The sequence below is a fragment of the Thermocrispum sp. genome, assembly GCF_002919275.1.
Taxonomy (GTDB): domain Bacteria; phylum Actinomycetota; class Actinomycetes; order Mycobacteriales; family Pseudonocardiaceae; genus Thermocrispum; species Thermocrispum agreste.
In genome coordinates this window covers 173,068-186,531 of the sequence record NZ_PKFA01000051.1, presented here as the reverse complement: position 1 = coordinate 186,531, position 13,464 = coordinate 173,068, and the positions used below count along the sequence as shown (strand labels likewise).

At 69.0% G+C, this 13,464-nt stretch carries 12 protein-coding genes; 8 read left to right on the top strand and 4 right to left on the bottom strand.

Going from position 1 to position 13,464, the window contains the following annotated elements; all coding sequences use genetic code 11:
* Positions 1-1,482: 1,482 nt before the first annotated feature.
* Positions 1,483-1,710, bottom strand: a complete 228-nt coding sequence (locus CXP56_RS12575; protein WP_286901233.1) for a type II toxin-antitoxin system Phd/YefM family antitoxin — start codon at positions 1,708-1,710, stop codon at positions 1,483-1,485.
* Positions 1,711-1,852: 142 nt separating this feature from the next.
* Between CXP56_RS12575 and CXP56_RS12570 the strand changes: the two genes are divergently transcribed.
* The 4 genes from CXP56_RS12570 to CXP56_RS12555 all read left to right on the top strand — a co-directional run bounded on the left by CXP56_RS12570 (position 1,853) and on the right by CXP56_RS12555 (position 6,752).
* Positions 1,853-3,985 (top strand): heavy metal translocating P-type ATPase, encoded by a 2,133-nt coding sequence (locus tag CXP56_RS12570; RefSeq protein ID WP_286901231.1) that lies wholly within the window; start codon positions 1,853-1,855, stop codon positions 3,983-3,985.
* Positions 3,986-4,121: 136 nt separating this feature from the next.
* Positions 4,122-4,967 (top strand): DUF4328 domain-containing protein, encoded by an 846-nt coding sequence (locus CXP56_RS12565; protein ID WP_286901230.1) that lies wholly within the window; start codon positions 4,122-4,124, stop codon positions 4,965-4,967.
* A gap of 239 nt (positions 4,968-5,206) precedes the next feature.
* Complete coding sequence (locus CXP56_RS12560) at positions 5,207-5,515, top strand: hypothetical protein (RefSeq protein WP_286901228.1); 309 nt, start codon at positions 5,207-5,209, stop codon at positions 5,513-5,515.
* Between the two features lie 34 nt (positions 5,516-5,549).
* Positions 5,550-6,752 (top strand): NlpC/P60 family protein, encoded by a 1,203-nt coding sequence (locus CXP56_RS12555; RefSeq protein ID WP_028846300.1) that lies wholly within the window; start codon positions 5,550-5,552, stop codon positions 6,750-6,752.
* Positions 6,753-6,913: 161 nt separating this feature from the next.
* On the opposite strand, the gene CXP56_RS12550 is transcribed toward CXP56_RS12555, so the two are convergent.
* Complete coding sequence (locus tag CXP56_RS12550) at positions 6,914-7,321, bottom strand: hypothetical protein (RefSeq protein WP_028846301.1); 408 nt, start codon at positions 7,319-7,321, stop codon at positions 6,914-6,916.
* A gap of 81 nt (positions 7,322-7,402) precedes the next feature.
* Here CXP56_RS12550 and CXP56_RS19065 point away from each other — a divergent pair, with 81 nt between their 5' ends.
* The 4 genes from CXP56_RS19065 to CXP56_RS12540 all read left to right on the top strand — a co-directional run bounded on the left by CXP56_RS19065 (position 7,403) and on the right by CXP56_RS12540 (position 11,363).
* Positions 7,403-8,101 (top strand): DUF2243 domain-containing protein, encoded by a 699-nt coding sequence (locus tag CXP56_RS19065; protein ID WP_353744554.1) that lies wholly within the window; start codon positions 7,403-7,405, stop codon positions 8,099-8,101.
* Positions 8,098-8,499, top strand: a complete 402-nt coding sequence (locus CXP56_RS19060) for a cytochrome c oxidase assembly protein (protein WP_084608838.1) — start codon at positions 8,098-8,100, stop codon at positions 8,497-8,499. Before CXP56_RS19065 ends, CXP56_RS19060 begins: the two co-directional genes overlap by 4 nt.
* Before the next feature lie 105 nt (positions 8,500-8,604).
* Positions 8,605-8,847: a cytochrome c oxidase assembly protein gene (locus tag CXP56_RS12545; protein WP_028846303.1), complete on the top strand. Its 243-nt coding sequence runs from the start codon at positions 8,605-8,607 to the stop codon at positions 8,845-8,847.
* A 35-nt stretch (positions 8,848-8,882) separates the two neighbouring features.
* Positions 8,883-11,363, top strand: a complete 2,481-nt coding sequence (locus tag CXP56_RS12540) for a molybdopterin oxidoreductase family protein (RefSeq protein ID WP_286901227.1) — start codon at positions 8,883-8,885, stop codon at positions 11,361-11,363.
* On the opposite strand, the gene CXP56_RS12535 is transcribed toward CXP56_RS12540, so the two are convergent.
* Positions 11,364-13,151, bottom strand: a complete 1,788-nt coding sequence (locus tag CXP56_RS12535) for a thiamine pyrophosphate-requiring protein (RefSeq protein ID WP_028846304.1) — start codon at positions 13,149-13,151, stop codon at positions 11,364-11,366.
* A gap of 40 nt (positions 13,152-13,191) precedes the next feature.
* Positions 13,192-13,377 (bottom strand): hypothetical protein, encoded by a 186-nt coding sequence (locus CXP56_RS12530; protein ID WP_028846305.1) that lies wholly within the window; start codon positions 13,375-13,377, stop codon positions 13,192-13,194.
* Positions 13,378-13,464 lie beyond the last annotated feature (87 nt).

Genomic DNA, 13,464 nt, shown 5'->3' with positions numbered 1-13,464 from the left:
CGCCGGTCCCGCGCCGGGGCGGCCGGAGGGCCGGCGGCGGGCGGGACGGAGCTGGACGGCCGGCGGCCCTACTCCGCAGGGGGCCACAGATGAGGGGAACGGTGCTATGGAGCCGGTGGGCACCACGCGGGGCGCTCGCCGCCCCCGTACCCCCGGCAGGCACTCCGGGGAGATCCCCACGCGTGGTGCGGTCCGGGGGCTCCGGGTTCTCCCCGCCGGCCTGCCCTGGTGCTACCACCTCGCGTCAAGGCCGCAAGCCTGGCACCACCGCCTCCGGTCAGGCAGAGAGGTTGCGGCCTTGACACGAGGCGGTCGAGACGCACCAGGCCGACGGGGAGAACCCTTCATGGAGCCCCCTCAAAGTCAAGATCACCGCCACGCTTTACCCCCAGGAATCAACGACAAGAAACCCCAACGAACCACCATCAGCGCCTGTTCGAGATCGTGATTCAGCGAGGTCACGACGGGTGATGGGGCTCAACGCGAGACGTTGAGAAGGATCATGGACTAATCTCTTGGTCGCAGGTTCGAGTCCTGCCGGGGGCGCTACCAGGTCTGTACCCGCAAGCGGGTTCATGGATGAACAGCCTCCCCTTGCCTGCTTGGCCAGGGCAACGCGCCGTACTCTGAACGGCCCGCGACTGTTCAATGAGACTCGAAGGCCCGCGGCGCGTGTCGCGGGACGTTCGCGCGGACGGCCTGGCCGGTGTCGTGGGTTGTCGGCTGGGAGTCTTCCAGTGGTCTCGGTTGCAACCTGCAAGTGAATTCACATCGTGTCAGTTCGCGCCTTCTGAGCTGCGAAGTTCAGTGGTTGCTCAAAAAAGTTCTGCCGGCGCTTCATCTGTTCAGGCTCGAGTCCGTGAACCTGGTTTGCGGGCGGCTGTCGGGTCGACGATGAGGACGTGAGGGTGACCAATGAACCAACCGGTTGATGTGCTGCGCTGAGCAACTTGATGTGCAGCGCAAGGCTGAGGTATGAGGCGACCTATCCGGCATGTCGGGGAAACGTTGTGTCATGTGGGCGTCATGTGGGCCGCGTTGACGCCTGTTTGTCGGAAGGTCCCGCTTGAGTGCGTCTGGCTACCAGACTATCCGTATGCCGGCTACGGAACTGAATGCTTTGTCGGCGGTAGGCAACGGGAGGGCTTCGGTCATGCACTGAGCTGCGATCATTCGGTCGAATGGGTCACGATGATCCCACTCGAGGCTCCGGCAAGAAGGCTGTGCTCGTCTGTGACAGGCACGGTTTTCGCGCCCAGGCGCGTCAAACGCTGTGGGTATGCCCGAAGAAGCACTTCCGATTGCGGCAGCCTGCCCCGCCGTTGCTTGGTAGTGATCTCCCACGCCACACGGCTCGACACGAACCAGCTGGCAGCGCCGGTCGCGGAGAAGGTGCTGGGCGCGATCTGACAGCTTGGCTGGATCGGTCAGCGCCCAGAGCAGTACATACGTGTCGAGTCATGTACTGCTGGGGAAGCGAGCTCACTGTTCCCATGCCGCTAGCTCGGCCTCCGGAAGAGGTTCGAAGAACGAGTCGGGAACGTCGTAGGGCACGAATCCGAGTTCGCGCTCCGCCGGCTCCTGCAAGGGGACCAGCCGTGCTACGGGTTTGTCTCCCCTTGCGATGATGACTTCTTCGCCCCGTTTAACGTCAGCCAAAAGGGCGGACAGCCTTGTCTTGGCTTCCTGGACCTTCACGGTGCGGCTCATGTCGAGAGGGCTGGTTGGCCGACATCGGTTGGTCGACCTGGTCAGGCTCCGTCGACGTGTCAAGCTGCGTTCAAGCGGCACCACGGAATACCCCATAGGGGTATGTTGTTGCTCGGAGGGCCGCGCAACCGAGGGAGCCGCCATGGATCACCACACGCACCACGGCCCGCACCATCACGACTCTCACGCCGCGCCCGCGACGTCCGCGACACCCGCCGAACACAGCGCGACGACAACGCATCCGGAGCATGCCGATCACACCGGGCACGACCATCGCGCCCACGACAAGCACGCGGGACATGCGCCGGCGATGTTCCGGGATCGCTTCTGGATCTCGCTGGTGCTGACCGTCCCGGTCGTGGTCTACGCCGACATGGTGCAGACGTGGTTCGGCTACACCGCTCCGGAGTTTCCCGGCTCCACGCTGATCGCCCCGGTGCTCGGCGCCGTCGTCTTCGCCTACGGCGGTGGGCCGTTCCTGGCCGGTGCCGTGCGTGAGCTCCGCGACCGGCGGCCCGGGATGATGCTGCTGATCGGTATGGCGATCAGCGTCGCATTCGCCGCCAGCCTGGCCTCATCCCTGGGCCTTTTCGCCGTCGAGGTGTGGTGGGAGCTTTCGCTGCTGATCGTCGTGATGCTGCTCGGACACTGGATGGAGATGCGGGCCATCGGCCAAGCGCGTGGCGCCCTCGCCGCGCTCGCCGAACTCCTTCCGGACGAAGCCGAGCGCATCGGATCCGACGGTCAGGTCGAGCAGGTGCGGATCGGCGACCTCGCCGTCGGTGACGTGGTGCTGGTGCGGCCCGGTGGCCGAGTGCCCGCAGACGGAACCATCGTCCGTGGTCGCGCCGACATCGACGAGTCCATGATCAGCGGCGAATCCCGGCCCGTGGCCCGCGGCGAGGGTGATCGGGTCGTCGCCGGGAGCGTGTCGGCCGACAGCGCGATTCGCGTTCGGGTCACAGCCGTCGGGGAGGACACTGCGCTGGCGGGCATTCAGCGTCTCGTTGCCGAAGCGCAAGCATCGCGGTCCCGGACGCAGGCGCTCGCAGACCGAGCGGCCGCCCTGCTCTTCTACGCCGCGGTCGCCGTCGCAGCGGTCACCGTCGTGGTGTGGACCGCGCTCGGCGACGCCGATGCCGCCGTTGTGCGCTCGGTGACCGTGCTCATCATCGCCTGCCCGCACGCGCTCGGCCTTGCCATCCCCCTGGTCATCTCGATCTCCACGACGAAGTCGGCTCGCAACGGAATCCTGGTCAAAGACCGCCTCGCACTGGAGCGGATGCGCACGGTGGACGTCGTCCTCTTCGACAAGACCGGCACGTTGACCAAGGGCGAGCACGACGTCACCGATCTCGCCGCCAGGCCGGAGACGGCCGAGGAGGACCTGCTCGCCTTGGCAGCCGGCGTCGAAGCCGAAAGTGAACACCCACTGGCGCGCGCCATCGTGGCGGCTGCACAGGACCGGAACGTTGCGCCACAACCAGTGACCGACGCTCGCGCCATGACTGGTCGCGGTGTACTGGCTTCGGTCGGCGACAGGACCGTTGCAGTCGGCGGGCCGGCCCTGCTGCGAGAACACGGGTGGGAGATCCCTGACGACCTCCAGCCCGCGATCGATGGCTGGAAACGGCGCGGCGCCGCCGTGTTGTACGTCGTCCGTGACGGCGACGTGATCGGCGCCCTGGCGCTGGAGGACCAGGTGCGACCGGAATCCCGCGCAGCGGTGGACGCACTGCACGCGGCCGGCGTGCGGGTCGCACTCATCACCGGTGACGCCGAACAGGTCGCGCATGCCGTCGCCGGCCAGCTCGGCATCGACGACGTATTCGCCGAGGTCCTTCCGGAAGACAAGGACCGTGCCGTCGCCGAGCTTCAGCGCAGTGGACGCACCGTCGCCATGGTCGGGGACGGGGTGAACGACGCCCCGGCGCTGGCGCGAGCCGACGTCGGCATCGCCATCGGTGCCGGGACCGACGTCGCGATCGAGTCCGCCGACGTCGTCCTCGCCTCCAGCGACCCGCGTGCCGTGCTGGCGGTCAGGCGGCTTTCGGTGGCCGGCTACCGCAAGATGCTGCAGAACCTGTGGTGGGCGGCGGGCTACAACATCGTCGCGATTCCGCTTGCCGCGGGAGCGCTGGCCTGGGCCGGTGTCGTTCTTCCCATGGCGATCGGTGCGCTGCTCATGAGCTTGTCCACCATCGTGGTGGCGCTCAACGCCCAGCTCCTCAGGCGGCTCGACCTCCGGGCCGAGAGTGCCACCGCGTTCGCCTGACTTGCGCTCCGGACCCCTGGGCAGCGGGTGATGCACGGCGAACGCCTTGCTCGCCCGACTCGCGCGCCGCCGATCCCCAACCTCACGCCCCTCCCGGCGGTCGGTATATGGGAACCGGCCAAAAGGAGTGTGAGCGATGCCGACCATCCCTGTCCCGCCGTCCGACCCCGCGTCGCGAGAGATCGAGGTGACCAAGACTCGCGGCACGGTCGCCATGGTCCTCATCGTGCTGGTGACCGTTCTGCAGCTGTTGTGGGTGCTGAGCACGCCGAAGCCGAGCGCCGACGTGCTGGCGCACCTGGACGAGCTGGCCGAGATGGCCGACATGTCCACCAAAGGCATCAGCTCGGACCCCGCGGTGTGGTGGTCCTTGGACAACTACGTGGACGACTACCTGGACGAGCCCACCGAGTACGACAGTTTCGGCAAGCCCGTGGGCAAGCCGGACACCGAGGTGTCCGAGGGGGAACTGCGCAGGGCCGCGGATCAGCTGGGCACCTGGGCGGCCTTCGGCGTGTTCGTCGGCGTGGTGGCGCTCGCGGCCAGCGTGGCGTTCGTCGTCTGGCTGTGGCGTGCCCGCACGGTCGCCGGCGCGCTGATCGGCCGGCCGATGGAGTGGGGACGGCCGTGGACGGTCGTGTCCTGGTTCATCCCGATCGCGAACCTGTTCCTGCCCTACTTCGTGGTCGCCGAGGTGAGGGACGCCAGCAGGCCGGAGGACGAGAAACCCGGCCGCGGCCTGCCGCTCTGCTGGTGGGGCTTCTGGGTGGTGACATGGGTCGCCTCGTTCGTGACCAGCAACGACCTGGCGATGCTGTTCGGCGTCCCCGAACCGAGTCGGACCTTCGGAAACGTGATGTCGGCCGGGCTGCTGATGGGCTTCGCCGGGGTGCCCGCCGCGATCTTCGCGGTGATGATCATCCGCCGGATCGATCAGTGGCAGCTCGCCGCCGCGTCCCGCCGGTCGCTGCGGGCTGCCTGACGGCTCCGGTTCGCCGTCGGCGAGCGCCGAGGTGAATGCATCCGGTGCGCACGCTCGACGAGGACGCGCATGGTCGTCGTCGCCCGCCGAGGCGGGATCAGTGGTGAACGACCGCCCATCCGTGGGCGCATTTCCGGCAAAGCCCCACGCTCGCGGCGGCAACGCCATAAACTCGCCAGGCAGAGCCACAAGCGCCTGGACGATCGTCCCGGGCGCCACGGACGGAGGGGACGACGATCATGAGCCGCCAGTTCGATCCGGATGCGATCGCCTCGCTGGCCAAGAAAGTCGCAGGGCTGACCGACGGATACAGCAAAGCCAGCCAGGAGCTGGGGGACGGAGACCCCGGCACGGCGTTCGGCCACCTGTCCAACGCCGCTTCGGCCGGTTCGACGGTGAAGGCGTTCCACAGCAACGTCAACAAGGAGCTGGACGCCGCGAACGAGCTGGTCCAAGCGGCGGCGGACGCCCTGGCGAGCGCGGCCGAGCGGTTGCGTGACGACGACGGTGAAACCGCGCACAGCTTCGGTGGCTCTAAGCGGGAGTGAGCGCGACGACAAGGGGAACCAGGGGTAGGTGCCGATGACGACCGCGGAGGAGCAACTGAGCACGCTCGACGATCCGTCGCGTGACCGCCCGCCGGCGATGGACGCCATCGACAAGCACGCCAGCCAGACGGAGAAACTCGACCCGGCGGCGATCAACGAGCAGGCGCGCAAGGTCAGCGGGGCAGCGACCAAGACCAACGATCTCGGGGACGACCTGAAGGCCTTCCGCGAGGACGTCCTGCGCAACTGGGACGGCAAGGACGCCGATGCCGTCGCCGAGCACCTGGACAAGCTGAGCAAGGCCAGCTACAACGTCAGCGACCGCGCCGAAGCCGCCAAGAAGGTGCTCGAGCGGGTCTCCGAGATCCTGGAGGACGTCAAGAAGAAGGTGCTCCAGCTGGCCAAGGAGGCCAACGACAACGACGCCGAGAACCGCAAGCTGATCGCCGCGGCCAGGGCACGCAAGAACAGCTCGGACGACGAGAGCGTGATCGCGGCAGCGGCGGCGGAGATCCAGCGGCTGCGCGCGCTCAACGAGAAGGACGCCAACGCCAAGAAGGAAGAGATCGAGCGGCTGCTCGACGAGGCGGAGCGGCAGATCGACCAGCTGCTCGAGCCGCTCGGCCTGGAGATCGAGGACGGCTTCGTCAAGCTGCTGCCGGAGAAGGCGTCCAGGACCAAGACCTCCAGCGCCGAATCGACCCCGGTGAACGTGGGCACCAAGACCCCGCCGGTCACCGGCGGCGGTGGCGGCGGTGGTGGCGGCGGGGGCGGTGGCCTGCCCCCCGCGGTGCCCGGCGACGGCAGGCCGGCCAAGCCGATCGAGGCGCGCGGCGAGAACCCCGCCGAGATCGCGAAGCGCTTCCTCGGCCGCAACGCCGCGGACCTGAAGGTGAGCGGTGAGCTGCCCGCGATGCAGTCGTGGGTGCCCAACAACGTCAACTGCGCGAACTTCGTCTCCGGTGTCCTGGAGGCGGCGGGCCTGATCGACAAGGAGCAGGCCAGCCCGTCGGTGGCGCAGCTGCGGGCCAACCTGAAGGCGGACGGCTGGCGGTCGATCCCGCTCTCCGAGGCCAAGCCGGGCGACGTGGTGATCTCCAACGGGGGTGGGCACGTCGTGATCTACGCCGGGGACGGCAAGTTCATCGGCTCCAACAACGTCAACCCGGACGGGTCACAGCGGGTCAGCTGGGGTGGCGGCAACAACGTCGTCGAGGTGCTGACCCCGCCGGTGTAACGGGAACGTCGACGCGAAGCCCCGGCTCGGACGCCCTTCCAGCGGACGTCCTGGCCGGGCTGTCACATGTCGGTAGTGAGGCCGGTGGGCACGGCCGATCCAGCACGGGAAGCCACCAGGCGGCGAGAGGATCGAGCGCGTGTGCGCTCTCGCGCGAAGTCTCAGACCCCGATCAGGGAACGCGGGGCTTCGTGCTCGTCCGGCCAGGTCAGCCAGGCCACGTCGGTCGGCCCGATGGCGTACTCGAGCAACCGCCACGAGCGCACGTCGGTGTCGGACACCGCATTCTCGTCCATCTTGAGCAGGGCCGCGAACACGTCGGAGAGCGCGCCGTCCTCGCTGCGAGCCTGGTAGACCGTGCCGGCGTAGTTCGCAGGCCCGCCGTCGCGTGCCCGCATCGTCCCCTGGACGAACACCCACGGCCCGATCCGGTTGACCTGTCCGACATCCAGGCGGATCCGCACGCCGAACGCCTCGCGCAAGGGAGCGGTGGCCGCCTGCACGATCGCCTCGCGTGCCGGCTCGTCGTCGCCCAGCATGCGTGGAACGGATTCGGACGGGCTGTGCATCGAGCTTCCTCCCGATAGCAGGGCAGCGTGTCGGTTGGTGACGTCTCACGGTAGCGCGACCAAGCCGTCGGCGTAGGCAAAATGCGCAGACTTCACGCGACGACGTGGCGGGATTCGCGTGGTGTTCCGGCAGCCTCGAGGCATTGGTTTTCCGCCACCCGGCACCGGGTAGCCGCGGGCTCGACAGATGTCCGGGAAGGCGCCCGCATGCCCACCGACGACAACGCCGGAGCCGATCGGATCGGGCTTGCCGGGCGGACGACGACGGCGTTCGGCGTGCCGGGAGCGGCCGTGATGGCGGCCGTGGACGAGATCGTCGTCCACCAGCTTCTCCTGGCATCACTGCCACGACCGGTCCACCACCGCCGTCGGGCTGGTGTCGGACGGGGTACTGCACACGACCGAGGTCATCGCGCTTGTCGTCGGTTTCGTGGCGGCCGCCGACCTGCGGCGGCGCATGCCCCGTCCGGGCCGCAGGCCTGGGCTGGGTTCTTCCTGGGGTTGGGCGGATTCCAGCTGTTCGACGCGACGGTGCACCACAAGCTGTTGCACGTGCACCAGGTGCGGCACGGGGTCGACCTCCTTCCGTACGGCCTGGCGTGGAGCGGGGCAGGCCTCGTGCTGCTGGCGATCGGCGGGCGCTGGCGATGCGGGCGAGGCGTACGGCTCGTTCACGGAGTCACCCGTGATCGGTGTGCAGCATCACGGCGAGACACCCGGCATCGGGCCGAGACCGGTCAAGTGAATGATGGCCGCGGTCGTCACCGGTCGAGTGAATGATGGCCGCGGTCGCCGTGGCCGCCACGGTCGGATACCTGAGAGGCGCGGCACAGCTGCGCGACCGAGGCGACGAATGGCCGCGTTGGCACAGCGGGGAATTCGCCGACGGAACGTTCGTGTTGGCGGCGGCGCTGGTGGCCAGGCCTCCTGAGGGCTCGTTCGCTACATCCACGGCGCAGCACGTCGTGGTCGCCATGGTGGCCTCGCTGCTTGTGCTCGCGCGTCCGGTGACCCCTCACGTTGCGCGTGGCGTCGGCCGGAATCCGGAGGCGGATGCTCGCCGTGGCCCAGTATCGCCCAACGGGCGCCCTCCTGTTCCCGCCCGTGGCCGCTGTGTCGGACATCGGCGGCTTGTGACTGCTGTATCGGACATCGCTGAGTGGAGCCGTGCACCATGACGGCCTGCTGCACGCAGTTGTCCAAGTCCATGTCGTATTCGCGGGAGCGCTGGTCGCGTTCGCGGTGTGTCGACTGGGTTCGGTGCGGCATCGTGGAGGCTGCTCGTGCGTGGCCTGACCCTGCTCGGAGCGGGCGCGGCACATGCCGTGCTGGCGAAATCACTCTTCGCGGCATCGCCGCCGGGTGTCAGTCATGCGGCCGCTGACCTGCAGCTTGGCGCCCAGGTCATGCACTACGGCGGCGACGTGGTCGGCATGGCGCTGGCCGCGGTCCTCGCATGGCAGTGGTACACCCGCCGTGCCCGGTCGGCGCCACGCTTCGGCTTCGGACGGGCCGGTACCGCGTGAGGTTCGTCGTGCCGGACTTCGGGTAGGCCGAATCCATGGCAGGCGAGAACAAGGTCCGGGCCGAGCGGGACGCCATCGCCGAACCGTGGGGCTCCCGCACACCGTACGGGGCGGGGGAGCCATGGCCGGTCAGAGTGGACATGCGACTTGACGAGGGCGTTTCGCCCGACGACGTGGATGTGTGGGTCCAGACGGCCTCGGTGCTGCACTCCAACGGCGACGCGATGGACATCGCGGTAGCCGGCGGCCGCATGGTCGGCGTGCGCGGGCGCGCAACGGACCGGATCAATCACGGCCGCCTGGACGTCAAGGACCTGTTCGGCTGGCAGGCCAACGCCTCGGCCGACCGCCTCACCAGCCCGCTCGTCCGGGAGAACGGTGAGCTCGTGGAAACCGACTGGGACACCGCACTGGACCGGATCGCCACGGTCAGCCGTGACCTGATGGCGAGCGACGGGCCGGCTGCGCTCGCCTTCTACACCAGCGGCCAGCTCTTCCTCGAGGAGTACTACACGCTCGCCGCCATCGCCCGTGGCGGGATCGGCACGCCGCACCTCGACGGCAACACCCGGCTGTGCACGGCCACCGCGGCGCAGGCGCTGAAGGAAAGCTTCGGCTGCGACGGCCAGCCCGGCTCCTACACCGACTTCGACCACGCCGATGTCATCGCCGCGTACGGGCACAACATCGCGGAAACCCAGAGCGTGCTGTGGGAACGCATCCTCGACCGCCGACGCGGTGCGGACCCGCCGGTGCTGGTGTGCGTCGATCCTCGCCCGACCGTGGTGGCCCGCGAAGCGGACATCCACCTGGCGCCGGTGCCGGGAACCAACATGGCGCTGATGAACGGCCTGCTGCACGAGATCGTCGCCAACGGATGGGTCGACGAGGACTGGATCGAGCGCAACACGGTCGGCTATCCGGACCTGGTGGACATGGTGTCGCACTATCCGCCCGAGCGGGTCGCCGACATCACCGGCGTCACCGCTGCGCAGCTCCGGGAAGCCGCTCGGGTGCTGGGCACCGCCGAGCGGCTGGTGTCGACCGTGCTGCAGGGCTTCTACCAGTCGCACCAAGCCACCGCGGCCGCCGTCGCCGTCGACAACGTGCACTTGGTGCGCGGGATGATCGGCCGCCCCGGCTGCGGGGTGTTCCAGATGAACGGTCAGCCCACCGCGCAGAACACCCGCGAGTGCGGCGCGGACGGCGACATGCCCGGGTTCCGGAACTGGGCGAACGAGCGTCACATGGCCGAGCTGGCCGAGCTGTGGAACGTGGACCTGGCGGACATCCCGCATTCCGGTCCGCCGACCCCGGCCATGGACATCTTCGCCGGTGTCGAGGACGGTTCGATCCGTCAGCTGTGGGTCAGCGGGACCAACCCGGCGGTGTCCCTGCCGGAGCTGGGTCGCATCCGTGCCCTCCTCGGCAGCGACGAGCTGCATCTGGTGGTGCAGGACCTGTACTTCACCGAGACCGCCGAACTGGCTGACGTCGTCTTGCCCGCCGCGGCCTGGGGCGAAAAGATCGGCACCTTCACCAACGCGGACCGGACGGTGCACCTGTCCGACAAGGCCGTCGACCCGCCGGGCCAGGCGCGATCCGACTTGGACATCTTCCTGGCCTACGCCCGCAAGATGCAGCTGGCCGACCGGGACGGTGCGCAGTTCCCGCAGTGGCACGACGCTCCTTCCGCATTCGCCGCGTGGCAGCGCGCAGGCGCTGGACGGCCGTGCGACTACACCGGGCTGTCCTACGAGAAGCTGCGCGGTGGCAGCGGGATTCCCTGGCCGTGCAACGCCGACCACCCGGACGGACTGGAACGCCTGTACGCGGACGGCTTCCCGGCGCATCCCGACGAATGCGAGCAGTACGGCAAGAATCTGGTCACCGGCGAACCGTGGAGCGAGGACGAGTACCGAAGGTGGAATCCGAACGGGCTGGCGATGATCAAGACCGCGCCTTACGTGCCGCCCGTGGAGCCACCGGACGACGTCTACCCCTTCCACCTGATCACCGGGCGGACGCTGACCCAGTTCCACACCCGCACCAAGACCGGCAGGGTCTGGCAGCTGACCGACGCCGCTCCGGAAGTGTGGGTGGAGGTGAACGTCTCCGACGCGGTCGACCTGGACCTCGCTGAGGGCGACCTGGTCCGGGTGGAAACCCGCAGGGGAGAAGTGCTGGCCCGGGTGCGGCCCACCGAGATCCGGCGCGGTGTGCTGTTCCTGCCGTTCCACTACGGCTACTGGGATGCCGCCCCGGACGACCGACAGCGCGCAGCCAACGAGCTGACACCGACGTCGTGGGATCCGGTGTCGAAACAGCCCCTGTTCAAGACGGGTGCCGCATCGCTGGCCATCGTGGCCCAGGCCGAAGGGGCGACCGCACCCGCGCCGACCCACACCGCGTCCGCCCCGGCAGGAACCGTTTCCGTGGCACGCACCGCCGGCGGTGGCCGGGCGGTCGTCGTCGAGAACCCGGCGGGACGGCGAGCAGAACCGGGCTGGAGGTGATCACTCGCCGGGGGCGAACTCCTGCGCTTTGCTGCGCACGCCCTGCATGAGCATGCGCCACGCTCCCCGGTCACCCTTCGCCAGCGCTGCTGCCGTGGCGGACAGCTGATCCAACCCGACGTGCGGCGGGACCGGCGGGACTTCGGGATCGCAGATCACGTCGAGCACGACCGGGTGATCGGCGGACAGCGCGCGGTCCCATGCCGGGCCGATCGCGTCCGGTTCCTCGACGCGGATGCCTTCCAGCCCGAACGCGGTGGCCACTTCGGCATAGGAAACGTCCGGCAGGGTCTGGGACGGCTCGAACTTCGGGTCCCCGCCGAGCGCTCGTTGTTCCCAGGTGACCTGGTTGAGGTCGTTGTTGTGCAGCACGCAGACCGCGAACCGGCGATCCGGCCACAGGTGGTGGTAATGCCGCACGGTGAGCAGCTCCGCCATGCCGTTCATCTGCATGGCGCCGTCGCCCACCAAAGCGACGACGGGGCGATGCGGGTCGGCGAACTTCGCGCCGATCGCGTACGGCACACCGCTGCCCATGGAGGCCAACGTTCCGGACAGCGAACACCGGATCGACCCTCGGATCTGCAGCTGCCGCGCGTACCAGTTGGCCACCGAGCCGGAATCCCCGGTCACCACCGCGTCTTCCGGCAGACGGGCGGACAGCTCCCACACGATCCGCATCGGGTTCACCGGGTCGGCGTCCAGCAACGCTTGCTGCTCGACCACGGATCGCCAGTCCGCGACGATGCCGCGCACCCACTCTCCCCAGGAAGGATCGCGCGCGGAGTCCAGCAGCGGCAGCAGCGCGCGCAAGGTGGCGGAGGCGTCGCCGACCAGCGGTACGTCCACCGGATAGCGCATGCCGATGGCCCCGCCGTCCAGGTCGATCTGCACCGCCCGTGCTTGCCCGAACTCCGGCAGGAACTGCGAGTAGGGGAAGCTCGAGCCGACGATCAGCAATGTGTCGCAGTTGGACATCAGCTGCCAGCTGGCGCGCGTGCCGAGCAGCCCGATCGAGCCGGTGACGTACGGCAGATCGTCGGCGAGCACGTCCTTGCCGAGCAGCGCCTTGGCGACACCGGCGCCGAGCAGTTCGGCGACGCGCCGGATCTCGCCCGCGGCACCGCGTGCGCCCTGCCCGATCAGGATCGCCGGCCGTGATCCGGCGTTGAGCACGTCCGCGGCCGCCTGCAGGTCGGCGCGGTCGGGCAGCGTCACCGAGCGCAGCCGCGCGGGCGGGCTGGAGGGCACATGCTTGAACTCGTGCGCCGGCGGGCGATAGGGCAGGTCCTGCACGTCGGCGGGGATGATCAGCGCGGTGACCGTGCGCTGTGCCTCGGCGGTCCGCATGGCCCGGTCCAGCGCATTCGGCAGCTGTTCGGGCGCGTTGATCTCCACCAGGTAGGCGTGCGCGACGTCCTTGAACAGCGCTTGCAGATCGATCTCCTGCTGGTAGCTGCCGCCCATCGCGGTGCGCGCGGTCTGCCCGACGACGGCGACCACCGGGACGTGATCGAGCAACGCGTCGTAGAGGCCGTTGAGCAGGTGTACCGCGCCAGGCCCGGAGGTCGCCAGGCAGACCGCGGGGCGTCCGCTGAACTTCGCCCGGCCGACGGCGGCGAACGCGGCGGTTTCCTCGTGTCGGGTCTGTACGAACCGGGGCCGGTTGCCCGCCCTGCCCAGTGCCGCCAGGATCCCGTTGATGCCGTCGCCGGAGTAGCCGAACAGTTGGGCGACGCCCCACTCCTGCAGCCGTGCGACGAGATGGTCGGCGACCGTGATGCTCATTCCGCTGCCTCCGGTGGGCGCACGACAGGGGCGCGGCGCGTCAGATCGGCCGCCGCCGCACGGTGCCGGGGGCGAGGATCGCTTCGAGGGTGTGCGGCGTGCACTTGTGGGCCTGGACCGGATGAAGCTTGGCGTCGGGACGTGACGCGGCCAGCGCCGCCCGCTTGGCGCGCGCTCGGATCTTCGCCGCAGAGAGCCGTCTGCTCCGACCGAACAGAGTGGGCATCGTGACCTCCTCACCCCGACCTGACAAGCGGCTACCCAGCCGCGACGCTCCGCTAACACCCGGGCGGGCCCGCCGAGGACCGGCGCC